18 protein-coding genes, 1 tRNA gene and 2 pseudogenes are annotated in these 23,635 nt (G+C 47.7%); 5 read left to right on the top strand and 16 right to left on the bottom strand.

Translation table 11 applies throughout. The annotated features are described in order from the left end of the window. Window positions 1-2: 2 nt before the first annotated feature. Window positions 3-581: a hypothetical protein gene (locus L5M37_RS16190; protein WP_105250961.1), complete on the top strand. Its 579-nt coding sequence runs from the start codon at window positions 3-5 to the stop codon at window positions 579-581. Between the two features lie 26 nt (window positions 582-607). Here the strand turns inward: L5M37_RS16190 and L5M37_RS16195 are convergent, their stop codons facing one another. Next, window positions 608-1,000, bottom strand: coding sequence for a DUF1090 domain-containing protein (locus L5M37_RS16195; protein ID WP_105250960.1), 393 nt, complete (start codon window positions 998-1,000; stop codon window positions 608-610). A 216-nt stretch (window positions 1,001-1,216) separates the two neighbouring features. Between L5M37_RS16195 and L5M37_RS16200 the strand changes: the two genes are divergently transcribed. After that, window positions 1,217-1,843, top strand: a complete 627-nt coding sequence (locus L5M37_RS16200) for a DUF3157 family protein (RefSeq protein ID WP_263201211.1) — start codon at window positions 1,217-1,219, stop codon at window positions 1,841-1,843. Between the two features lie 138 nt (window positions 1,844-1,981). Beyond that, complete coding sequence (locus tag L5M37_RS16205) at window positions 1,982-2,977, top strand: DUF481 domain-containing protein (RefSeq protein ID WP_263201212.1); 996 nt, start codon at window positions 1,982-1,984, stop codon at window positions 2,975-2,977. A 3-nt stretch (window positions 2,978-2,980) separates the two neighbouring features. On the opposite strand, the pseudogene L5M37_RS16210 reads toward L5M37_RS16205, so the two are convergent. The 4 genes and pseudogenes from L5M37_RS16210 to L5M37_RS16225 form a co-directional block, all read right to left on the bottom strand. Then, window positions 2,981-3,172 (bottom strand): annotated as a pseudogene (locus L5M37_RS16210) (VOC family protein); the annotation flags it as partial. A 106-nt stretch (window positions 3,173-3,278) separates the two neighbouring features. Next, window positions 3,279-4,577 (bottom strand): M23 family metallopeptidase, encoded by a 1,299-nt coding sequence (locus L5M37_RS16215; protein WP_263201213.1) that lies wholly within the window; start codon window positions 4,575-4,577, stop codon window positions 3,279-3,281. A 484-nt stretch (window positions 4,578-5,061) separates the two neighbouring features. Further along, the gene (locus L5M37_RS16220) at window positions 5,062-5,484 is read right to left on the bottom strand and encodes a VOC family protein (RefSeq protein WP_006083714.1); all 423 of its coding nucleotides are present in this window, start codon (window positions 5,482-5,484) and stop codon (window positions 5,062-5,064) included. A gap of 18 nt (window positions 5,485-5,502) precedes the next feature. After that, window positions 5,503-6,141, bottom strand: a complete 639-nt coding sequence (locus L5M37_RS16225) for an MliC family protein (protein WP_131524607.1) — start codon at window positions 6,139-6,141, stop codon at window positions 5,503-5,505. Between the two features lie 451 nt (window positions 6,142-6,592). Here L5M37_RS16225 and L5M37_RS16230 point away from each other — a divergent pair, with 451 nt between their 5' ends. Beyond that, the gene (locus L5M37_RS16230) at window positions 6,593-7,921 is read left to right on the top strand and encodes a M48 family metallopeptidase (RefSeq protein ID WP_263201214.1); all 1,329 of its coding nucleotides are present in this window, start codon (window positions 6,593-6,595) and stop codon (window positions 7,919-7,921) included. A 128-nt stretch (window positions 7,922-8,049) separates the two neighbouring features. Here L5M37_RS16230 and yedF read toward each other — a convergent pair whose 3' ends face one another. The 3 genes from yedF to fdhD form a co-directional block, all read right to left on the bottom strand. Beyond that, the gene (yedF, locus tag L5M37_RS16235) at window positions 8,050-8,283 is read right to left on the bottom strand and encodes a sulfurtransferase-like selenium metabolism protein YedF (RefSeq protein WP_107946196.1); all 234 of its coding nucleotides are present in this window, start codon (window positions 8,281-8,283) and stop codon (window positions 8,050-8,052) included. Continuing rightward, the gene (yedE, locus tag L5M37_RS16240) at window positions 8,283-9,497 is read right to left on the bottom strand and encodes a selenium metabolism membrane protein YedE/FdhT (RefSeq protein ID WP_263164090.1); all 1,215 of its coding nucleotides are present in this window, start codon (window positions 9,495-9,497) and stop codon (window positions 8,283-8,285) included. Before yedE ends, yedF begins: the two co-directional genes overlap by 1 nt. 110 nt (window positions 9,498-9,607) lie before the next feature. After that, on the bottom strand, window positions 9,608-10,444 hold the full coding sequence (gene fdhD / locus L5M37_RS16245) for a formate dehydrogenase accessory sulfurtransferase FdhD (RefSeq protein ID WP_219254663.1): 837 nt from the start codon (window positions 10,442-10,444) through the stop codon (window positions 9,608-9,610). A gap of 141 nt (window positions 10,445-10,585) precedes the next feature. Here fdhD and L5M37_RS16250 point away from each other — a divergent pair. Further along, window positions 10,586-10,680: transfer RNA gene (locus tag L5M37_RS16250), tRNA-Sec, on the top strand. Window positions 10,681-10,749: 69 nt separating this feature from the next. Here L5M37_RS16250 and selB read toward each other — a convergent pair. The 8 genes and pseudogenes from selB to hutU form a co-directional block, all read right to left on the bottom strand. Continuing rightward, window positions 10,750-12,597, bottom strand: a pseudogene (gene selB / locus L5M37_RS24160) (selenocysteine-specific translation elongation factor); the annotation flags it as partial. After that, window positions 12,594-14,015, bottom strand: coding sequence for an L-seryl-tRNA(Sec) selenium transferase (gene selA, locus L5M37_RS16260; RefSeq protein ID WP_263201218.1), 1,422 nt, complete (start codon window positions 14,013-14,015; stop codon window positions 12,594-12,596). The gene selA and the pseudogene selB, both read right to left, overlap by 4 nt. 96 nt (window positions 14,016-14,111) lie before the next feature. Continuing rightward, window positions 14,112-15,017 carry a formate dehydrogenase accessory protein FdhE gene (gene fdhE, locus L5M37_RS16265; RefSeq protein ID WP_168826884.1) on the bottom strand — a complete coding sequence of 302 codons (906 nt, stop codon included), beginning with the start codon at window positions 15,015-15,017 and terminating at the stop codon, window positions 14,112-14,114. Then, entirely contained in the window at window positions 15,017-15,658 is a 642-nt protein-coding gene (locus L5M37_RS16270) for a formate dehydrogenase subunit gamma (RefSeq protein ID WP_011982054.1), read from the bottom strand. The genes fdhE and L5M37_RS16270 overlap by 1 nt, the downstream gene beginning before the upstream one ends. Further along, entirely contained in the window at window positions 15,655-16,566 is a 912-nt protein-coding gene (gene fdxH / locus L5M37_RS16275; protein ID WP_275956790.1) for a formate dehydrogenase subunit beta, read from the bottom strand. The genes L5M37_RS16270 and fdxH overlap by 4 nt, the downstream gene beginning before the upstream one ends. A 2-nt stretch (window positions 16,567-16,568) precedes the next feature. Next, entirely contained in the window at window positions 16,569-19,583 is a 3,015-nt protein-coding gene (gene fdnG / locus L5M37_RS16280; protein ID WP_263201220.1) for a formate dehydrogenase-N subunit alpha, read from the bottom strand. A gap of 675 nt (window positions 19,584-20,258) precedes the next feature. Then, entirely contained in the window at window positions 20,259-21,800 is a 1,542-nt protein-coding gene (gene hutH, locus L5M37_RS16285) for a histidine ammonia-lyase (RefSeq protein ID WP_173242519.1), read from the bottom strand. 54 nt (window positions 21,801-21,854) lie between these two features. Further along, the gene (hutU, locus tag L5M37_RS16290; protein ID WP_263201221.1) at window positions 21,855-23,522 is read right to left on the bottom strand and encodes a urocanate hydratase; all 1,668 of its coding nucleotides are present in this window, start codon (window positions 23,520-23,522) and stop codon (window positions 21,855-21,857) included. Window positions 23,523-23,635 lie beyond the last annotated feature (113 nt).

Raw genomic sequence — 23,635 nt, forward strand, 5'->3', positions numbered from 1 at the left:
CCATGTGTCGTCATTCATATACGCTAGCCTGTCTTAGCATTGGACTCCTGAGCCTATGCCAACCGCTTCAAGCGGCCGAATATAGCACTTCTAAGCAATTAGTTAGGCCAGATAAATCAGACGAAACTGCCAATGCACCTTATATCGCTCTCATGCTCGATTATATTCCCGCCACAGATAATCTCTATGGCATTACAATCGCCCCCTATCATTTCGATAATAATTACCAACAATGGGGTTATTACCTAGGCTATGCCCGCAGTCGTGAAACCGATATTATCGTGCCAGAACCCGCGGAATCCTATCGCCAAGAAAGCCTCTTCCGCTTAGGCTTAAGCTACAGCTTAACGGCAGATTTAAGCTTTTATGCCGGCGGCAGTGGCTATATCAGCACAGTGTCTTACACGAATAACATTTCACCCAAAATTGTCGATGGCAAACCCACATGGGAAGAAGATAAAACAACCCGTTGGGGCGCAGAAGCTGGGCTAAGATATCGAATCACTGAGCACTTCATACTGAGTGCCGGTTATAACTCCAGCACAGAATCCACTATTTTAAGCATAGGTTACGCGGGCTAAGCTCCTAGCGATTGGGCTTGAGCTATTTATTGCGTTAGCTCGGCTCGCGCCTTAGCAAGATCAGCCTCGACTTCGGCGACTTTATTGCGTTTCTTGTTGATTTTATCCATAGAACGACCTTCTTCTATGGCTTTGGCCAATTCGTTTTGGCGCTCAGTGAGTTTTTCCTCTAAGGCCTCAACTTTAGCGACTCGCTCAGCGTATAAGCTATCATCGTCGCAATGGGTTGAAACTTCGTCATAGGCCTTTTCAAGTCCCGCGACTTTATGCTTATTACCTGCCGCTTTTGCTTGGGCAAGTTCGGCACTAATGGCATCTAATTTCGCCGCGCAACCCACTTTCGGTGCTTCAGCAGCCAAAGTGACAGTGCTAAATGCCAATCCAATCACTAAGCCATAAATTCCATGTTTCATCTGCATCTTAATCTCCTGTTACTTTATTCATTGAGCATACCGCTCATGTACACCTATCTAATAGTGCCACAGTCAGCTAGCTCAATCTGTACTAGCGTTAAAATCTCGCCTTTAAATCCACTTTATTCATCAAAACACGACTTAGACAGTGACTAACAGGCGGCAAATTGTTTATGTTAGGGCAGAATATTGACTCAGACGGATATCGGAGCCAGAAAATTAATGCACACTTCATTACGCCTTAGCGCACTTAGCTCATTGTTATTGCTAACATCATCGGTTATGGCGGCCGACGTAGCCAATATCACCCTAGAAAATGGCGCCCAAGTCAGACTCAAAGACGACTTTACCTGGGAATACGTGATCACTGAAACCAAAGCCGCGCCCAATGCCTTAGCCGCTGCAACCGTAAGTGCATCGAGCAATGTTGCCAGTGTCCCAAGTGCCGCAGTTACCACTCAAACTGTTGCTGCGCCAGTCACCACATTGACCGCCACTGCGATTACCCAACCTGAGCTATTAGGCTCAACGGCAAAAGATGGGATCAAAGTCAGCTTTGCTGAAGGTCAATGGAAAGGCGACAAACTCGGACTCAGCTTCGATCTCGCCAGCACCAGCAATGAACACGTTACCTTAGTTGAAGTTGAAGCTAGCTTCTTCGCCGATAATGGTACTTTGCTCAAAACCGAAAAACTCGAAGTGTGGGAAGCCATTTTCCGCATGCCTGAGACCTATCTACGCAAAGGCGAACAGCGTAAAAGCAGCGTCATTTGGGTCGAAGGCATAGATAAATCCCAATGGCAGAAGCAGCTCATTAACCTCAAAATAACCGAAATTAACTCACGCTAACAGGCAAAGAAGTAAGGGATTGCGAACCCGTTTTCAATCCCTTATCAACACTTTTATCAAATGTTATTGCTTTGTAGAGCCTGTGTTCGAGTAGAATGACAACACTTACTCTCCCTTTATTTTGAGCCCACGAGCAAGATGCATAATCTGATATCCAATCCAGCATTGTACCTTGTTGCTACGCTCTGTAGTGTCAGCCCCTTGTGTTATGCCGACACAGTTTTTTTGCTCAATGGCGATAAAATTAGCGGTGAAATTAAAGAGTTTAACGATCAAAATCTCATCATCAACACCAGTTATACCCCTAAAATTACCATTCAACGCAGTGCCATTCTCAGCCTCGAAGTCACAGATCCTAGACCTTGGAGTGTCAGTCGTTCCATACAGGACATAAGTATTCAAGCCTCTAATGAACATGGCATGGTATTAATTAATAACCAACACACTCCCGTGAGTGAGTTGAGATTTTCGCAGCACTATGCAAACTCAGATTGGAATTTTAACGGTAGTGTAGAAACCACACTCGATGTCACCAAAAACAAGAAAAATAGTCAGAAGCTACATATCAAAGGCGATATCACAGCGGAAACCTTGCAATGGCGACATAATCTCAAGACCGAAGTGCGCTACGAAACCGAAGATGACGTGACTAAGCGCAACACCCTCGAAGGACATTATTCATTAGACTATCTGCTCAATGAGCATTGGCTGTTACGTCAGGAAGATTTTTATGAAGAAGATAAACTCGGCATCGATAGCCATAGCTATTATGCAGCGCTCGGTCCTGGTTATCGCTTTTGGGGTGCTGGGCGCGATAAATTAGACTTCGTCGTAACCTACAACCATTTTTGGCTTGAACAACAGTCCTTTAAACTAGAACTAAATGCTTGGGCGGCCTCACTTAACTATAAACAATATTGGTTTGGTGGCATTTTAGAGTCCTATGCCGATCTGCAAATTGCCTTCCCAGATATGCCTTCGATTGATTACATCTCAAACTCGACAGTAGGACTTAAATATCTGCTCACTCAGCGGATTTATTTGTCATTTAAATATGACTTCAATGACACTAAAACAGTGATAGGCAATACGAGAGATACCAGCTACACCTTAGGATTAGGGGTTAACTTCTAATCCTCACTCCCGATACGCTAACCTGTGTGCCATAGGATGCTCATCATTCAATTGCAGTAAATCCCATAAGTTACCGTAGAGATCTTTAAACACAGCGACTGTGCCATAGTCTTGTTCTTGCGGCTCACGCGCAAACTCCACGCCATCGGCGACCATGCGTTGATAATCCCGCAAAAAGCCATCGGTATTCAAGAAATAAAGCAGGGGGATATCCAAATAATTTGGGGATTCAGCTAGCTTATCGACCAACGGTTTCCTCGCATTATATCAGCCCCTCGATTGAGGGGCTTTCTATCATGAATTAGAGACTTCCAGCATTATACAGCGGCGCCCAAGCGCACATTGTACGATTGTTACTTACATCAAACAGATTGAAACGACTACAGTTATTGTCATAGTTGTAACTACCAATGTTGATTCTATATTGTCCCAAATATACATCTTGCAACGACACATGGCGGCCATCCTTTAATAAAGAAAAATGCAAATGTGGCCCAGTTGAACTCCCACCTTCACACAAGGCTGCATTTTTATTATTTGCATAAATGCCCATCACGGTATTTTGGTTTACATATTGACCATTACGCACTGTAATTTGATCCATATGATAATAGTTAGTCGCCCAGCCGTTAGCATTGGTCACCCGTACTTGGCAGCGAGACAACACATTGACAGTCCCAGCATGTGCGGAAGCAACCGAATAAGTCGGACTCCCCCATTGTGGCCAATCGTAGGATACATCGATTGATGATAGCGGATAGCCAGACCCAGTATGCGAATGAGCACCATTGGATTGCCATGAATATCCCTGTCGCCAAGGCATTTGCAGCATGTTACTGGGTGGCAGACTACTCGCGGTAATATTCGCCAATGGGACGACTTGTTGCATCGACTGAGTTGAATCAGCTACAAGCGGATTTTTAGCAACTGAACTCATTAACAACTCACGGTCAGTATTGCCAAATAATAATCTAAACTGCTCAATGAATGGGTCCAATCCCAAAGCGTGCTCACCCGTCATAACGGCATGTTGCTGTTGCTCTATCCTACGACCGTTTAACAAAGCCAATAATGCGAAACTCGATGCATTAACTGCGTCGGTACTTGGCGGGTATAGGCCTTTTAATTGAGACTCTTCATAGGCATAAAAACGTTGTGATAGCTGAGCCAATACATCTTGGAGTTGTTCCTCAAAACCCTGTTTATCCGATAATGTTCCCAAAGGTCGGTTAAGCGCTTCAACTGTCGGAGACGAAATTAACTGAGATTGCATTTCCATCAAAGTCAGTATGACTTTGGGGTTAATACTATAATATCCAGCCCAATGCGTAATCGCCTCTTCTTTATCAATTAAGTCAGGAACATTGACGTAAATAAAGTCAGCTAAATCAAACTGCGACGCATCTACGCCATATAAAAACATCAGATTATTAAATGGCAGTAACACACTAGGCATATCTACCATTTTCATTTCTTCTGCATCAATATGATACTGACTTGTTGGCATATCAGATGCGAACGATGGTAACGCTATTATCGCGGAGACACTTAACGCGCGGCCTATCCATAATGCCGTGCAACGTACTTTAAAAAAATTCATACTTATCAGATTCCTTTAGTAAGTCACTCAGATTAAATATTATTTTTAAATGCCAGCTTGCTTTAGACGTAATGTTATTCACGACTAAATTTTTATAGCTAGAGAACATTAAAGAAGCTAAGTGACAATAATCGCCTATGCAAATAAGTGACGAATAAAACTGTCAACAAAAGCTGACGCTCATTAATTTAAATGTGAGTTAAATACTAAAGTACGAAAAAAGTGAATAGGTAATTATAAGAACAAAAGAGTAATTTATTCGATAGGCATTGAATTTTGAATAAAAACATAATGGCATTGGCCGATCCATTATAAAATCTATCCGTTCCACAATAATAAATTGAAATTTACAGTGAATCCCTAATAAAAATGATCAATAACTGAGAATTTTCGACGAACTTAACAGAGGTCAAACACTAAGAGTATTCCCAGTGTTTGACTCCATTAAATAGCTTGCGCGGTAATTCATACGAAATACTGAATCTTAACTCATTCGCTTAGCCATGACATGATTCGGGTTCAATTGCAGTAAATCCCATAAGTTACCGTAGAGATCTTTAAACACAGCGACTGTGCCATAGTCTTGTTCTTGCGGCTCGCGCGCAAACTCCACGCCATCGGCGACCATACGGCGATAATCACGCCAAAAGTCATCGGTATTCAAGAATAAAAACACCCGCCCACCCGCCTGATTACCGATAAAATCGAACTGCTCAGGCTTAGACGCACGCGCTAACAAGATAGAAGCGCCCTTAGAACCCGGTGGGGCAACAACGACCCAGCGCTTATCTTGCTCGGCTTGATAAGTGTCTTCGACTAATTCGAATTTTAATTTATTCACATAAAAATCAATCGCCTCGTCGTAATCTCTTACGACTAAGGCGATATGCACGAGAGCTTGTTTCATGGCGACCTTAAATCAATCCTATTTAGTCACCAGTTTACAGGTCATTTCTGGTGCTTCGTAGCCCCAAACCACTTTAGCTTCGCCTTGATGTTCCCATAGGCTTTCATTGCGGCCTTGATACTTAGCGCCGCTGCCGCTGGGTTGCACAAACATTAATGAAGTACTATCACCATGTTCAGCAATCAGGGTGGCAGGTTCGGTTTTAAAATAAGTCACCACTACTTCGTTAGCTGGATTGCCGTCGCAGGCATAAAACACTGGGCCGGTCATGTCGACTAAACGATATTGTGCCTGCAGTTCGGCAATGCGGGTTTGATAGCTAGATTCAATACACGCGTGCTTATCGTCGCTCTTCCAGCATTCATTACGGCCTTTCACCCAACCACGTTGCATCGCCTTTAAAGTAGGAGGTTGTTCATTCTTCGCTTTTTCAAGCGCTTGGCTATAAACCTTAGCTAACTGATTATCAAGTTGGTTCAGCCCTGCATCCTTACAGACCATGTCTTCAATACTGCCAGCATTCACTTTCGTGCAGTCAAAAGAAGGTGCATTAGCCGCCATTACTCCCGCACTTAACGCGCTAACCATCACGCCTGCGGCACAGTACCATTTGAAACCCAATCGATTACTTATCATCTTATTTGTTAACTTAGCCATCTCAATTCCTTTGTATTTCTGTGGTTTGTTTCAACGCTTGCCATAGCTAACCCTATATAGGCTTAACCGAGCCTGACTCAAAGCACTATGCCTTGAAGAAGCATGCCTTAAAGTGCACTCATAGTGATGTGATTTACTTTTATCTCGGTTCTAACTTAAGACTTAACCCTCCGCCGATATGCTGCGAAAACACCTAATTCTAGTGCGCTGCGAGGAAAATGCCCAGAGACTAAGAGCCACTTACCAATCTGTGTCCGCCTGCATAATTGGACTCTCTAGCGCCAAAAAACCACAAAATCCTGATGAAATCGACCTACTCCAATTTGTGCATAGCTGATTAAACTAATGACAAAACGGTTAATTTTTTGCTTTGCACGCGATAGTGGTTGAATTTTCGAGTAAAATTGACTACTTTCACGCCGTTTGTCTCTTCACAAGGAAAAGGATCAACATGGAACAAGTTATTACCGCAGGGAACGAGAATCCCATTCAAATGACAGATATTGTCTATTCGAAGGAAAAATCGCTGTTCACTCTGTTAGCTATTATTTCTGGGATCGTCTGGGCGGCATTGATCATAGGCACTTTTGGCATGGCGCTGCTCTATGTGTTGATGTTTTTTATTATTTATCTCTTTAGCCACTCCGCCTTTATCAGCTACTTAAAAGGCACGGCTGTCGAAATCAATGCAGAGCAATTTCCTGAATTACATAAACAATATTTAGCGTGTTGCGAACGTTTAGAAATGCGCGAGCCACCACGCGCTTACTTATTGGCAGCTGATGGCATGTTAAACGCACTGGCGACACGCTTCCTCGGTCGCAACTATATAGTGCTATTTTCATCGATTGTGGATGCGCTTGAGTCAGATAAAGATGCGCTCAACTTCTATATCGGCCACGAGTTAGGTCATATTCGCCGCAATCATATAGGTAAAGCGCCCTTCTTAGTCTTTGCCACTTGGTTACCTTTAGTAGGTGCGGCTTATTCTCGCGCCTGTGAATATACCTGCGATCTCCACGGATTACGTTGCTGCAACAGCTTACGTTCAGCCACAAATGCCGTTGCTGTGTTAGCCGCTGGTGTCGAGCAATGGAAACGTATGAATGTGGAGCAATATATCCGCCAAGCCAGTGAGTCGAGTGGTTTTTGGATGTCGCTGCACGAGCTTAATGGCAGCTATCCTTGGTTGACTAAGCGCATGGCAAGAGTCCAAGCCAAAGCACAAGGAGTGGAATATGCACCGCCATCACGCAGTGCATGGGCCTATGTACTCAGCTTCTTTATGCCACGTTTAGGCACAGCAGGCGGTGGATTGATAATCTTCGCTGCGATTATTGGTATTGTTGCAGCAGTCGCGTTGCCAGCGTATAGGGACTATCAAGAGAAAATGGGTGCCACCACGAGTTATGAGGCACCAACCACGACCGAAGCCACACCAGCAGCATTGAATGTACCCGATGCGGCACTGGCCATCGCCAGTATCGACCAGCAACATCAAGCACTGGCACCGATCACTGACATCTTAGTCGGTTACTATCAAACCAACAAAGCTTGGCCAACCGAATTGGATGTGCTTGGACTCACGGACGAGCAGATTGCGACATTTAATCTGTACACAGATGGCATAGTCGGTTTTATAGGAAGCGAAGCACTCGGGGATTATCAAGGCTATGAAGTCTATTTATCGCCTCAAGTTGATGAGCAAAATAATATCACTTGGGTTTGCAGCAGCAACGGTATTCCGGATGAATATTTGCCAGTAGATTGCCAAGGCTAATCCTGAATTTGCCCAATTAGCTGAAAGAAACTTTTACTGAAGAAGCTAATTATATTTCCTGAGGAAATAGTAAAAAGCACAAACATAAGTTTGTGCTTTTTTGTTTTCATAATCGCGAAGGTCAGTGATTAACGCTGGATCAGATAACGAATAGTCGGACCATTCTGCTCAATTTCCAGCACTTTATAACCATGATTTTTAGCATCGAGGGGAATGTTGTTAATAGACTGCGGGCAGTCACTAATCACCTCGAGAATTTCACCGGGCTTTAACTTTGGCATAGCCTCAAGGGTAGCCACTGCGGGATAAGGGCAAGGTTCACCCACCATATCGAGTTGATAATCTGGAATATATTGAGCCATTACGCCGCCTCCGCTAGCAATTGTTCATCCCGCTTCGCCTTACGAGCAAAGAAACGTTTTTCCCACAGCAACATAGCGCCAAAGGAGAGCCCCAGCAGCACATAGGTCAGCAATAATCCGCCTTTATCGCCAAAGCTGGTCAGTAAATTAACTTTGTCCCAGTTCGTTGCTAATGGCTGAGCGATATCATCCCAGTAATACGCCAGTAAGGTTGAACCCAACACGTTACCTAAGCCCACCCACCAGAAATGCACTTGGCCTTCGACTGCACGATACATCCAACCCGTTTCACAACCACCAGCCAGTACAATACCAAAACCAAACAGTAAGCCGCCGATCACCGCATTAGGGCCAGCCCACATGATCTTAGGTGGCACACCCAGTTGCACATAGCTGTAAATGCCTATCGCACTGACCGCCATGCCTAAGATAATCGCCTTCGCCATGTGAGTACGACCAGTGATCCACATATCGCGGAACGCTGAGGTAAAGCAGATTTGCGCCCGTTCGATTAATAAACCAAAACCAACACCACAGAGCATAGCAATGCCGAGTTTAGGCGCATTGAACATAGTCAATAACCCCCAACCGACGATGCCTACAAACACCAGCATACCGATACGGAAACGACGTCTAGCTTGGTTTTCGTCCTGCTTGATTGAAGTCGCTTTATTTACCTTTTTCAGTTTTATCGGAATACGGAACATCGGCAGTAAGGTAAATCTTGCACCAAAGTAAGAGCCTGCCGCAGTCGCCAAAGCAAAGAACCAAGCATGTAAAGAGAACTGAGGAATACCCGTGAAGAAGGCGGCAAGGTTACAACCCATAGCTAAACGGGCACCAAAGCCAGCAATAATGCCGCCGATCAGTGCCTGAGCAATACGGATACGGCTCTGTGGCATACGCAGTTTGACGTTATTGGCCCAAAGCGCAGCAGCAATACAGCCACCAAACATACCGATAATCATCATGCCGTCGATACGATCTAGAGGAGAGCCCTGCAGACCTATCACTTTGAAATAACCCCATGTTTCTGGATCTGCACCTAAAAACTGCAGTAAATGACCACCCCAACGAGTGAATTCCCCAGTAACGGCCCAGAAGGTTCCGGTCAAACCAAAATAGTAAGTAGAAAGGATACCCGCAGCGATAACCGCTGGCATAGGTGCCCAAAAACGGACTAAATATTCTTGTTTAAATTGTTGCCATGTCATGTCATTACCCTAATGAACGAGACTATAAAAAATAAGCGCAATGCGCTTATAACCTGTGTGCCAGAGTGATTGAAGTCGTTCGACAACTTCAATCACAAGTGGCCTCACGCTTAAATGGCTTTAGCTAAGCTGACACACTGCTGCCCCAACAGGCGATAACCGTGGGTGTAAAGCGTTGCCCTGCCATTACGGCAAAAACCGATAAGCGTGATATTGCTTTTCTCTGCTAATTCCAACGCCAGTGAAGTCACGGCGGACATAGCAAACAGAATTTGGATATTGGCACTAGCGGCCTTTTGCACCATCTCAAAACTCGCGCGACTGGTGAGCAATACGGCCACTGGACGTTCCACATTGTGAGCGGAAAAGGCGCCAATTAGCTTGTCTAGTGCGATATGCCTGCCTATATCCTCATAGGCGGCGATGATCTGTCCTTGATGGTTAAGCCCCATGGCCGCATGGGTGGCGCCCGTCAGCTTAAAATGTTGTTGATTATCTTGAATTTGCCCAAGTGCAACCTGTAAGTGTTCGATATCGAATCTGGCATCTGAGTCCACCCGCATCACAGGCTTGACGGCCTCTTCGAGCTGGGCGACGCCGCACAATCCACAACCTGTGCGCCCCGCCATATTGCGCCTTTGTTGCTTGAGTTCCATAAAGCATCTTTGGTTGATTTCCACTTGGATCAACACGCCTTCACTGGTGAACTCGAGCTCCACCCCTTTGATATCATTGATATGGGAAACGATACGTTCAGATAACGTAAAACCAATAGCGAAGGCTTCTAAATCTTGAGGACTCGCCAACATCACGGTATGCGCTATGCCGTTATAGACCAGTGCGACCCGCACTTCATTAGCTAAGTAGTCAGTCAGCTCAGATGCGTGCCCATGTTCTAACAAGACTACGTTTCTTTCGGTAACCACTTCATGTGAATGATATTCCATAGCGCCCCTTTAAAACTATAAAACCAAATAAAAACAATTAGTTTGATAACAATTTAAGACTTGCATCACAAACCCATAAACTAAATAAGAATCGCCTTGAATCATCCTTACGCATTTTCTACTATCCCTAAGTCTTCTATTGGAAGAACGTCGTCTCCGGTGAGGCGTCCGGATTTCAAATCCGGGTAGGGCTGCCAGCAGTCCTGGGTAGGTTCGACTCCTATGTTCTTCCGCCAATTCTCATGGGAAAAAAACAACTCCGCATCCCGAACTTCTCGGCTATTACTGCGATACTTCCTACGGGTAAAACCACTTCTGTCAAAGAACTCAAGCAGTTGAATACTCACCTTACGCCCAAGCCCAACCATGTCTTTAAATTCTGCCGTTTCGAGCTTGCCGTGTTCTGCAATATGAGTACGCACTAAGCTGGCGTAGTAACAGATTTGCTCGCTGAGCAAATATCTGTCCTTCACCACAGCAGTAATAAATCCCTGCTGCACCAGCTGGAAACACAGCAGCCTTAATTTGGCAGGTTCTAGCGCAAGGTATTCGCCCATTTCGGTGACCCATACAGGGGCGGTTTGCTGAGCCAGCCAAGGCGCAAGTGCCTGCCAACAATGCTGAGCCTCAGCATCTAGCACTATTTTGTGTTCAGCGAGCTGCAACAAGGCACCACGCAGCACCATGCGACCTTCTTGGCAAAGCGTGTCGAGCACTTTATTGGCTAATTCGGGCGGCAAAGCGCTGTGGCTCATGCGCTGCAAGCGATTACGCCCAAGCCCAAGTTGGTCAGGATGCTGTTGATGGAACTCGTTAAGTAAAGTAATAAACTGTTGTTTTTCTTGCTCAAGTAAACTTGTCGCTATAGCAAATGCCCCAAAACGAACTAAACCCGCTTGGGCTAACAGCATTGCCAGCCCTTCGTCGGTTAATTGCCAACGCCACGCGATTTCATCAAGCTCTAGCGCCTGAGTTTGGCCGAGTAAAGCCACCACATGGGCAGGATTATCCAAACGCGCTAATTGCAGCAATCTCGCGACTCGTTCAGGCGTGCGTTTCTTACGATTAGGGACTTTCAGCGCCAACACTCGCCCCGCACCTAAAGTCTGTTTTCCCCCAATGTGTCGCAGGACAATTCGATCGTCTTGGCATAGGAGTAGCGGCTTTTCGAGTACCAACTCCGCCAGACAGAAGCCTTCTTCATCAGCTTCATTTAACAGGGAAACTCGACCTAAAGTATGATCAGCGCCATGGTGACTGTGGACATTTTGCCAATGCACCAATGACTCACTGCCTAAAAAATCGAAGGCTCGAATGTGCACAACAGGGCGACTACAGAGCTCGGCTTGAGGCAAACTGCTCAGCCAATCGCCACGCTCTGGCTCCCTATGGTTATCAACGCTGGTTAAATTGAGTGCTACGCGTGTACCCGTGACAGCCCTTTGGGCTTCTTGTCCCTGACAATGTATGCCTCGCACTCTGAGTTTGGCCTTTTGCCCTGAGCTAAAAAGACTATCCCCCACACATACGCTGCCGCTGATCACTGTGCCAGTCACGACACAACCCGCACCTTTCACACTAAAGGCGCGATCGAGCGTCATCCTAAAGCTGCTGGCATCCTCCGCTCGCTTTGACTCTTGCTCACCTAAATCAAGAATATGCGCCTTCAGCGCCGCCACGCCATTGGATGCTAAGTCGGCGGTTCCATTCGCCGACACTTCAAAAACACCACTGGCCTCAATGCCATACTCGGCGAGCAAAGTGAGTCCATCGGCGACAAGCTGTGCCGCCGTGCCACTATCAACTAAATCCCGCTTAGTTAGCACTAAGGTCAAACTGTGCAAAGGTAAGAGCGCAAGAATTTGCAGATGCTCACGGGTTTGCGGCATTACGCCATCGTCACAGGCCATCACCAACAGGGCGTGTCGAGCATGACTCACGCCCACCAGCATGTTGTTGATAAATTTTTCGTGGCCGGGCACATCAATAAAAGCAAGCCGCGAACCATCTCGAAGTGGCATAAACGCATAGCCAAGATCGATCGTCATACCACGGCGTTTTTCCTCCGGCAGACGATCGGTATTCATCCCCGTCAAAGCGCGAATAAGCGTACTCTTGCCATGATCGACATGACCCGCAGTAACAATGATCACAACTGCACACCTAAAGTGCTCAACTCGGCGAGGAGTTCGGCTTCACTATCAAGACCGCGCAGATCTAACCTGAGTTGGTCCTGACTCATACGACCTATGATAGGGCGTGCCGCCTGCTTAAAATGTTGCTCTAATAGGCTTAAACTGCCGCCATTGAGTGCGGTAAAACACAGCGCCACTGAGGGTAAAAAAGTATCTGGCTGCGAGCCACTGCCGACCTGTGTTTGGCACTCGACTAACTCAATGCGATAACAAGGTTCAAAGTGTGGAACCAAAGCTTGCTGTAAGCGACGACCAATCTGCCATAACGCCTCTTGGCTACGGGCAAATTTCGCCATAATAGGCAGCTCAATGTCTAAGGTTTCAGGGTGAAGATAGTGGATCAATGTCGCTTCTAACGCCGCCAAGATCAGCTTATCGCAACGCAGGGCGCGCTTTAGTGGATGACTCTGTAACTGCTTAATCAGCGACTGTTTGCCAACGATCAAACCAGACTGAGGGCCACCCAATAGTTTATCGCCGGAAAAACTCACTAAATCGACCCCATCGGCTAGCATGGCTTGGGGCGTAGGTTCTTGTTTTAGGCCAAAGCGGCGCAGATCCGTCAGTGATCCACTACCAAGATCCGAAATGAGTGATATGCCACGCTCACGGCATAACTGACCCAGCCTTGCCTCCTCCACTGCGGCAGTAAAGCCACTGATATGATAATTACTGGTGTGGACCTTCATTATCGCAGCGGTATTTTCAGTAATGGCCTGCTCATAATCCTTAAGGTGAGTCCGATTGGTGCTGCCGACCTCGACTAAGGTGCAACCCGCTTGGCGCATAATGTCAGGGATGCGAAACGCGCCGCCAATTTCCACCAACTCACCACGGGAGACTATGACTTCTTTCCCCGCTGCCACCGCTGACAGCATCAACAACACAGCTGCGGCATTGTTATTCACGACACAACAAGCCTCGGCACCCGTTAAGCGCTGGATTAAAGCACTGATCGCATTATCCCTGTGACCACGTTCACCTGCCGCAAGCTCAAACTCCAGCGGTGTTGGGTAGCGCATAACAGAAGTCACGGCTCGAATTGCCGCTTCTGACTGTTGCGCTCGGCCAAGGTTGGTATGCAATATGGTGCCAGTGAGATTCCACACGGGTTTTAAGCTGTGGCTGTAATCGTTAGACAGTTGATCAACCAAACATCTGTGCAATTGCGCAAGCTCGCAACACCATGTCGGCAAACAGTGCTCGCGGCCGATTAAGCTGCGCGCCGCCTTTAACTGGGTATCCAGTGCGACCTTTACTGCCGCTTTGCCGTAGGACTGCTGCAATACCACAAAACTAGGCTCTGCAAGTAGGCTATCCATTGAAGGCAAAGCTCGGTACAGAACTTGTAGTGTTTCAGGTGCTTGGGTCATCATCTGTGTCATTTTGTTTATATTATTGCCATTGGTTTATAAAAAGCAGGAAGGGATCAGCAACCCGACTCCCTCCCGCATTTGTTTAAGCTATGTGGCTTACGTGGTTTCGTGGGCCAGTAGCAGTGGGTTCAGTGTTGTTGCCCCAAAGCCCTTAGCATTTAGCTCACTGTCTAACATCAAGGTTGCGAGATCGTCTGCCGCCACATCCATAGACGGCGAGTTTTCGACGAACATCATCTTGGTATAGCCATGACATTCATCGCAGCTTTCGATCCGCACTTGAGCCTTGGCATCATCTAGCGACCAAATCGTCATCTCTTTGTCCTGACCGCAACTGGTGCAATGGGCGCGAATGTAATGCCATTCGCTCTCGCACAGACTGCAATGCAGGTAGCGCAAACCAGCTCGAGGCTGATCGACAATCACACTCGCCACCGGATGACATCCACACACGGGACACATACTCTGCTGCGCCACCTTGCGCTGATCCATCCGCTTGATGACCATAGGTGCCCAATGCGACCAATAAACGCCCATCGCTGCCCAGATGAATAAGCTAAAACGGGCAGGCACTTCACTGACATGCCCTTGCCGTAGTGAACGCCCCCACGAACTCAGTTGCTCGGGTGATTGCTGCATCAACAAACGCACTACCCGAGCTATGGATTCATCCACCTGCGGCAACAAATCACTTAACAGTTGCTGTAGCAGTCCTTGCCAATAGCTATCTGCCTCTGAGCCCAAAAGGGAAAGCGGAGTCGCCTCATCTTTCCCCCAAGCGAGAAGCTTACCGAAGTCAGCCTCCTGCGCTAACCTGGCCTGTATAGAGACCAAACGGCGACATAGCTCAAAGTAGTCAGCCAGCGGCGAGTCCTTGGCCAATGACAGCAAACGCTGCGCCCTTCTGTGATACACAGCTTGGGGATCTGCCGCTTTTAACGGTTTAAGTTCCAGCGGCGATTCGCTGCCTTGGGCCAGAGGTATCTCGGCTGTATGACTCATTAATGTTTCTCCACGTCCGAATGTTCATCCAACATCACAGGGTGATGTTTGCGGCACCAAGCCTTAGAGACTTTGCCGTAAAGCATGCCTGTAACCGACCCTTCCACCCACGTCGCCATCCAGAAATGCACCATCACAAAAATCAACATGATGAGCGCACAAATGGCGTGCAACAGAATGGCCCAACCCACCACAGTGGCTGAGAAATAGGGCGCAAAGTAAGGCTGCCACATGATGATTCCCGTCACCGTTAAAGTGATAGATGTCAGCACGAAGGCGCGAAACAATACCTTTTGCCCAGGGTTGTAATGGCCGATAGGCGGGATTTTCTCCTCGTTCTCGAACATCACATCCTTAATGGCGAGCATCCAAGCGAGGTCGTGCTTTTCCCATTTGTTGTGTTTGTAGTAACGCACCAACATCAACATCAGCGGTAAGCACATCATCAAGCCCGCAATGGGATGAATAAACTTCGCCAATTGCGGTGTGCCCGCTATCGCCCCAAGCCATTGAAACGATGGATAGAAGAAGGAAAAGCCAGTGAGAAATGTCACTAGGCCAACCGCCACAATGAACCAATGACAGATGCGATCGAACAGCTTGTGACGCACTATCATTTCTTGCTTATCATGCTTGCTCATTTGTCGGCCCCCTCTTCCTGCTTAGCCTCTTCCTCTGGCGGTTGATAACCCGGTTGGTCTTCTTCGACTATGTTGCGACCGACGGTGATCTTATGCAGACAAGCGACGGCGGCAGTGGCAAGAATGCCCATAGTGCCTAAAGGTTTGACCCAGTCCTGCCACAGAGTAAGTGACAGTGGGATCTGCGGGTTATCAGGCATGTTGTAGCTTTCGGGCTGATCGATATCGTGCAATATCATCATCATACCCGTGCCACCTACACCCTCAGGGTTATAAAGTCCTGCCTTAGCAAAGCCCTTTTCCTTCAGTTCTTCGACCCGTTTTTGCGAGTAGAACAACATGTCCTCACGGGTGCCAAAACGCAGCGCCCCTGTGGTACAGGACTTAACGCAGGAAGGTTCCAATCCCACCGCCAAACGGTCAGAGCACATAGTGCACTTGTAGGCCTTGTTATCCTTAGGATCGATTTTGGGCACATCGAAAGGACAAGCACTGGCGCAATAACCGCAGCCGATACATTTGTCCGAATCGAAGTCCACCACACCATTGGCGTGCTGGATAATCGCGCCCGAGGTCGAACAGGCCGTTAAGCAGGCAGGGTCAGCACAGTGCATACAGGCCGAGTGGGTAAATTGCCAACGCAGCTTGTTGCTTTCCATCACCTCATGGAACTCCATCAGGGTCCAACATTGGCCCGATAGCGACATAGGGTTTTGGTAACTGCCTTGGAAGGTGCCCACCTCTTCCCGTAAATCATTCCACTCAGAACACGCCACTTGGCAGGCTTTACAGCCATTACACTTAGTGGCGTCGAACAGCTTAGCGACCTTTTCTGATGAATTACGCCCCTTTGCCGCAGGCGTCACCGCTGAAGTACCGGAGCGGCGGATAATGTCTTGTGATGCCATAATCAGATCCCCTCCGCTTTAGTGATGTTAACCAAAAATGCTTTGAACTCAGGCACCTGTGTATTTGCATCCCCCACTTCCGTGGTGAGTACGTTACAGGAGTAACTCTTACGAGTGAGTGCATTATGGCTGCCGTGACGGGGTAACCCGACGGTATGGACTAACTGGCCATTTACCTTTAACGGCTGTAGCCGTTTAGTCACTAAGGCTTTGGTTTCAATGCTGCCGCGTTTAGAGCTGACAGTGACCCAATCCCCATTGGCGATACCTTTTTCTGCCGCTAACATTTCATCGATTTCGACGAAGGTTTCAGGCATAGAAATCGCAGCTAAACGAGCATGCGTAGACCAGAAGTTAAAGTGTTCAGTTACACAGTAAGTAGTTGCCACATAAGGGAAGTCCTTATGGGAGCCTAAGGTTTCCTTCACACCCGGTAACATACGTACCGCAGGGTTACTGGTGATCTTGTGTAACGGGTTCAACCCAATAGGCGACTCCATCGGCTCGTAGTGCTCAGGGAACGGACCTTCGGCCAATAATTTAAGGGCGAAGAAACGACCCACACCTTCGGGTTGCATGATGAAGGGGCCAGCGGATTCCTGTGGTGTTAACTTCATATTGAAGTCGCCCACATCGATACCGTGCCACTTACCGTCAACCCACTCGACGATAGTGCGTTTTGGATCCCAAGGTTTGCCGTTGATATCGCAAGAAGCGCGGTTATACAGCACACGACGGTTTGCTGGCCAAGCAAATGCCCAACCCGGAGTAACACCTTTACCGGAAGGATCATGGTTGTCACGGCGAGCCATCAAGTTGCCTTCTTCGGTCCAAGAACCCGCGTAAATCCAACAGGCGCTGGCGGTACTACCATCAGCTTTCAGTTCAGCAAAACTACTGAGCTGACGTTGAGTCACGAGATCCTTACCGTTAAGCTCGCGAGCGATTTCTTCAGCGTGCGGTGAGTGAGGATTGTGGTAATTCCAGCTCATCGCGTGCACTGGTTCAGGCAGCTTACCGCCCTCTTGTTTGTACAGTTCACGCATTGCCATTAAGACGCCGGAGAGAATCTCAGCATCTGGCTTGGCTTCACCCGGCGGGTTAGCGCCCTTCCAATGCCACTGCATCCAACGGCCAGAGTTGACGATGGAACCTTCTTCCTCGGCAAAACATGTCGTAGGTAAACGGAACACTTCCGTCATAATTTCAGCGGGATTGACTTCATTGAAGCCATCGGCATTTTGCCAGAAGGTTGCGGTTTCCGTTGCCAAGGCATCTAACACCACCATGTATTTAAGATTACTCAAGGCTTTGAGTACCTTATTACGGTTTGGCATAGAGTTAATGGCGTTAACACCTTGGATAATGTAGCCATTCACTTCGCCGTGGAAAGCCATATCTAAGTGTTTAGTAAAGTCGTACTGCTTGTCCCATTTCGGCAACCAGTCATAACCAAAGTCATTTTCAACCGTGGCGTTATCGCCCCAAAAGCTCTTCATTTGTGAAACAAAGAATTTAGGGTAATTTTGCCAATAGTTGGTTTGACCCGGACGCAGAGCGACAGGGGTATAGTTGTGGAGATAGGTTTTAAGATTAATGTCTTTTTCGTTCGGCAACTTGAGGTAACCGGGCAAGCTTTGACACAATAAACCCATATCGGTCGCGCCTTGCACGTTCGAGTGTCCGCGCAGAGCGTTAACACCACCGCCCAACACCCCAATGTTACCCAGCAGCAACTGCACCATGGCCATAGAGCGAATGTTCTGCGCCCCTTTACTGTGGTGAGTCCAACCTAAGGCATACATAAAGGTCGCGGCTCTATCGTGGGTATGAGTGCTACCAATTTGTTGGCAAACGATCTCATAGTCCGCAATCGGCGTACCGGTAATATTGCTTACTGTTTCAAAGTCATAGCGTTCTACATGTTGCTTCATTAAGTTCCACACACAGCGTGGATGTTCGAAGCTAGGATCGATTTTCGCGTAACCCTGTTCGTCTAACTCGTAGTACCAAGACTCTTTATTGTAGCTATCTGTTTCTTCATCGAAACCACTGAACAGACCTTCACTAAAAGAGAAGTCTTCGCGCACTATGTAACTGGCATTGGTATAAGCCTTCACATAGTCGTAGTTCACTTGTTTGGTTTCAATAAGATAGCGGATCACCCCGAGCAGGAAGGCGATATCTGTGCCCGAGCGGATCGGCGCATAGTAATCGGCCACAGCGGCGCTACGGGTGAAGCGAGGATCGACCACCAAAAGTTTAGCGTTGTTATGTTGCATAGCTTCTGTAACCCAGCCGAATCCGACAGGGTGAGCCTCTGCAGCATTACCGCCCATAATAATGATCAAATTAGAGTTTTTAATATCGATCCAGTGGTTGGTCATGGCACCACGTCCAAATGTCGGAGCAAGACTTGCTACCGTTGGAGAGTGTCAGTTACGCGCAATAGTATCGATTGCAACTAGGCCCAGTGCCCGTGCAAATTTCTGGGTGATATAGCCGCCTTCATTCGGCATCGCCGACGAGGTCATCATCCCAGTGCTAAGCCAACGGTTAACCGTCATCCCAGCAGAATTCTTTTCAATCAAGTTAGCATCACGGTCATTCTTCATCAGACGGGCGATGCGTTGGTAAGCTTCAGTCCAGCTGATACGAGTCCATTCATTACTGCCTGGCGCACGGTACTCAGGATATTTAAGACGATTAGGGCTGTTCACATAATCCACTAGACCAGCACCCTTAGGACACAAGGCCCCGCGGTTAACTGGATGGTCTGCATCCCCTTCGATATGGAAAATACTTTGTTCGGCGTTTTTGCCGTTACTTCCTTTGCTGTACATCAGCAATCCGCAACCCACTGAGCAATAGCAGCAGTTATTGCGGGTTTCTTTCGCGCTAATGAGTTTGAATTCTCGAACGGCCGCATAGGCCTTTTCGGACATGAATCCCAACGCTGAAATTGCTGAGGTGGCAGCTCCGGCAGCACACAGTCTAAAAAACTGGCGTCTGTTCATTGCGTCCTCTCACACTCTTGTCGTTATGAGTCTAGTGGTTGCTGTGGTAAAAATGGCAACCGATTGAGTGAGTCCTACTAAAGACCACACTTAATTTAAGATTATCCCCAAAGAAGAAATAGATAACAAATAATGACATGAGATCAAGATCCCAAATAAACAACCACAGAACTTAACTCCGAAAAACACTTCAAATAAAGCACCAAAGACCAGTAAATGATAATAAAAGCACAATTTAAGGAATTAAAAACCAATAAACCACAAAAGACATTTTGTCCAACATGGCAACCCCATATTGTCCCACATCATATGGTTGTGGTTATTAAAAATGATTACATGCATTCAAATATGCATAATGATGGCGGATAAAAACACAAAGGTAACGGTTTCTAGAGGGATAGATAGCCACAAAAACTGACAATGTAAAGATTAGGGTAAAAAGTGCAGAGTCTGCGGTGTTAAACACACCAAAATGGCAAAGACAAAGATCGAGGAAAAGCAGATAAAAACCAAAGAAAAAGGCACAAGCAATCTGCCTGCACCTTAAATTTTGCCTTTTAACGCTTATTTTTAGCACATTGAGGTGCAAAATCTGGGCGCGATAACAAAAGCGCCTCAGTGCAGCCTATTCCCGCGGAGTAAACACCTGTTCAACCATTAAACTAAAACAAACGCCTAAAAGCTGGCTAGCGTTCCTGCAGGCAGATAAGTGTTAAAGCTCGCTGTATACAACAAATCGGTCGCGGCTTCGATATCTGGCGCGAAGTATCTGTCTTTATCGTAATAGGCGACGACTTCACGCAATTCGGCTTTAGCCTTAGCCACTGCAGCACTTGGGGCTAAAGGAGCGCGAAAATCTAAACCCTGAGCCGCCGCTAACAATTCAATTGCCAGTACACCACGGGTATTTTCGCTCATATCGCGCAAGCGGCGGGCAGCAAAGGTCGCCATAGAAACATGATCTTCTTGGTTAGCCGATGTTGGCAAGCTGTCAACTGATGCCGGATGTGCGTAGGTTTTGTTCTCGGACGCCAATGCCGCCGCCGTCACTTGGGCGATCATAAAGCCTGAGTTAACGCCACCGTTTTTCACTAGGAAAGGGGGTAATTTCGACAGGCTAGAATCGATTAGCAGTGCAATACGACGCTCGGCAATAGAACCCAGCTCGGCAATCGCAATCGCCAGATTATCCGCTGCCATAGCCACAGGTTCAGCGTGGAAGTTACCGCCTGAAATGATATCGCCCGTGTCTTGGAACACCAGTGGATTATCGGTTACGCCGTTGGCTTCAGTGCCTAACACATCGGCCGCATGGCGAATTTGCGTTAAACAAGCACCCAACACCTGTGGCTGACAGCGCAGTGAGTAAGGATCTTGCACCTTTTCACAGTTAGCGTGACTTAAGCTGATCTCAGACTCTTCACCCAGTAGATGACGGAAGACCATGGCCGAATCGATTTGACCTTTCTGACCACGCGCCGCATGGATGCGAGGATCAAACGGGCTACGGCTGCCCATAGCCGCTTCGACGCTCATGGCACCGATCACTGAACTTGCTGCGAACAAGTCTTCAGCATGGAACAACCCTTCCAGCGCCAGCGCAGTCGACGCTTGAGTGCCGTTAAGCAAAGCTAGCCCTTCTTTGGCCGCTAAATCGATTGGCTTGAGGCCCGCGATTTCTAAACCTTCAGCGGCAGAAATTAACTCACCTCGATAGCTCATCTCGCCTTCGCCCAGCATAGGCAAACACATGTGCGCCAGTGGCGCTAAATCGCCCGATGCGCCCACTGAGCCTTTTTCTGGCACACAGGGATACACTTCGGCGTTTACTAAACTGATTAAGAAGTTAATCACTTCTAAACGAATGCCCGAGAAGCCACGGCTTAATGAATTGATTTTTAACACCATCATCAAGCGCACTGTGGCGTCTTGCATGTATTGCCCCGTGCCAGCGGCGTGTGACAACACGATAGAGCGTTGCAGCAATTGCAGATCTTCGGGCGCTATCTTGGTATTGGCCAACAAGCCAAAACCTGTGTTGATGCCATAAACGGTGCGGCCTTCATCTAACACTTTTTGCACGATTTGCGCGCTGGTGTTGATGTCGGTAATGGCCTCTGGCGCGAGTTCGAGTGTCAGCTTATGGCGGCTGATTTCGCGTAATTGCGCTAGGCTCAAGCTGCCCGGCGTTAACACTAAGTGATTCACAGATTTCATATTTTTAGCTCCAAGCTTTTAGTTATTATTGTTATTTTAAGAAGTTAGCATCGGCTACTCTTGCATAGGTAAGTCGAGCCCCTGCTCTTTGGCGCAGTTTTTCGCAATCTCGTAGCCCGCATCGGCATGGCGCATCACGCCTGTCGCTGGGTCATTCCACAGCACACGGCCAACCCGTTTTGCCGCCGCATCGGTACCGTCGCACACAATCACCACACCCGAATGTTGGCTAAAGCCCATACCGACGCCGCCGCCGTGGTGCAGCGACACCCAAGTTGCGCCACTGGCGGTGTTGAGTAGTGCATTCAATAATGGCCAATCGGATACTGCGTCTGAGCCGTCCAGCATAGATTCGGTTTCGCGGTTCGGGCTGGAAACAGAGCCAGAATCTAAGTGATCACGGCCAATCACCACGGGCGCCGACAACTCACCATTTCTAACCATTTCATTAAAGGCTAACGCTAAACGAGCACGATCTTTTAAGCCAACCCAGCAGATACGCGCAGGCAGACCTTGGAAGGCGATACGCTCACGCGCCATGTCTAACCAATTGTGCAGGTGTGGATTATCTGGGATCAGTTCTTTGACTTTAGCGTCGGTTTTATAGATATCTTCTGGATCGCCAGATAACGCCACCCAGCGGAATGGACCAATGCCTTCACAGAACAGTGGGCGAATATAAGCAGGTACAAAACCTGGGAAATCGAAGGCGTTTTCAACGCCCATTTCAAACGCCATTTGGCGAATGTTGTTACCGTAATCGAGTGTGGCTGCACCCGCGGTTTGCAGGTCGAGCATGGCTTGTACTTGCACCGCCATGGAGGCTTTCGCCGCTTTCACTACGCCCGCTTCGTCGGTTTTACGCATGGCTGCAGCCTCAACCATAGTCCAACCCTGTGGCAAATAACCATTTAGCGGATCGTGGGCTGAGGTTTGGTCGGTCACCACATCTGGGGTAACGCCGCGTTTAACTAATTCAGCAAACACATCGGCGGCATTCGCTAATAAACCCACGGATACTGGCTTACCAGCTTGGTTCGCTTCTTCAATCATGGCTAATGCTTCATCGAGCGAAGTAGCTTTTTTGTCGACATAGCGAGTACGCAGGCGGAAATCGATGCGGGTCTCGTCGACTTCACAGGCTAACACTGAGAAGCCGGCCATAGTGCCCGCCAGCGTTTGCGCGCCGCCCATGCCACCTAGCCCGCCAGTGAGGATCCATTTGCCTTTGGAGATACCATCAAAGTGCTGTTTCGCTACAGACACAAAGGTCTCGTAGGTGCCTTGAACTATGCCTTGAGTACCAATGTAGATCCAAGAACCTGCGGTCATCTGGCCATACATGGCCAAACCTAACTTATCTAACTCATTGAAATGCTCCCAGTTCGCCCAATGTGGCACTAGGTTGGAGTTAGCGATTAACACGCGAGGTGCATCGGCGTGGGTGCGAAATACGCCCACAGGTTTGCCCGATTGCACTAATAAGGTTTCGTCATCTTCGAGGCGTTGTAAGACTTCGATGATTTTGTCGTAGCAATCCCAATCGCGGGCGGCGCGGCCAATACCACCATAGACGACTAAGTCTTCTGGGCGCTCGGCGACATCTGGATGTAAGTTGTTCATTAACATACGCATTGGCGCTTCTGTGAGCCAACTCTTACAGCTTAATTGTGTGCCATGCGGTGCAATAATACGGCGGCTTGGGTCGTGGCGCTTATCCATTGAATTTTCCTCTTTCAACCTGTGGTGCTAACTCGTATTCGCTAAGTCGCTAATACGGGTTAGCACTATTGTTTTTATTGTGTTTTTATCTTTTAACTTATAAAGGTACAGCT

Origin of the sequence: Shewanella sp. SM69 (assembly GCF_025653985.1) — a bacterium.
Lineage (GTDB): Bacteria > Pseudomonadota > Gammaproteobacteria > Enterobacterales > Shewanellaceae > Shewanella > Shewanella oncorhynchi.

Coding starts and splice junctions, on each gene's coding strand:
- L5M37_RS16190 (WP_105250961.1), top strand. CDS start 3: ATGTGTCGTCATTCATATACGCTAGCCTGTCTTAGCATTGGACTCCTG.
- L5M37_RS16195 (WP_105250960.1), bottom strand. CDS start 1,000: ATGCAGATGAAACATGGAATTTATGGCTTAGTGATTGGATTGGCATTT.
- L5M37_RS16200 (WP_263201211.1), top strand. CDS start 1,217: ATGCACACTTCATTACGCCTTAGCGCACTTAGCTCATTGTTATTGCTA.
- L5M37_RS16205 (WP_263201212.1), top strand. CDS start 1,982: ATGCATAATCTGATATCCAATCCAGCATTGTACCTTGTTGCTACGCTC.
- L5M37_RS16215 (WP_263201213.1), bottom strand. CDS start 4,577: ATGAATTTTTTTAAAGTACGTTGCACGGCATTATGGATAGGCCGCGCG.
- L5M37_RS16220 (WP_006083714.1), bottom strand. CDS start 5,484: ATGAAACAAGCTCTCGTGCATATCGCCTTAGTCGTAAGAGATTACGAC.
- L5M37_RS16225 (WP_131524607.1), bottom strand. CDS start 6,141: ATGGCTAAGTTAACAAATAAGATGATAAGTAATCGATTGGGTTTCAAA.
- L5M37_RS16230 (WP_263201214.1), top strand. CDS start 6,593: ATGGAACAAGTTATTACCGCAGGGAACGAGAATCCCATTCAAATGACA.
- yedF (WP_107946196.1), bottom strand. CDS start 8,283: ATGGCTCAATATATTCCAGATTATCAACTCGATATGGTGGGTGAACCT.
- yedE (WP_263164090.1), bottom strand. CDS start 9,497: ATGACATGGCAACAATTTAAACAAGAATATTTAGTCCGTTTTTGGGCA.
- fdhD (WP_219254663.1), bottom strand. CDS start 10,444: ATGGAATATCATTCACATGAAGTGGTTACCGAAAGAAACGTAGTCTTG.
- selA (WP_263201218.1), bottom strand. CDS start 14,015: ATGATGACCCAAGCACCTGAAACACTACAAGTTCTGTACCGAGCTTTG.
- fdhE (WP_168826884.1), bottom strand. CDS start 15,017: ATGAGTCATACAGCCGAGATACCTCTGGCCCAAGGCAGCGAATCGCCG.
- L5M37_RS16270 (WP_011982054.1), bottom strand. CDS start 15,658: ATGAGCAAGCATGATAAGCAAGAAATGATAGTGCGTCACAAGCTGTTC.
- fdxH (WP_275956790.1), bottom strand. CDS start 16,566: ATGGCATCACAAGACATTATCCGCCGCTCCGGTACTTCAGCGGTGACG.
- hutH (WP_173242519.1), bottom strand. CDS start 21,800: ATGAAATCTGTGAATCACTTAGTGTTAACGCCGGGCAGCTTGAGCCTA.
- hutU (WP_263201221.1), bottom strand. CDS start 23,522: ATGGATAAGCGCCACGACCCAAGCCGCCGTATTATTGCACCGCATGGC.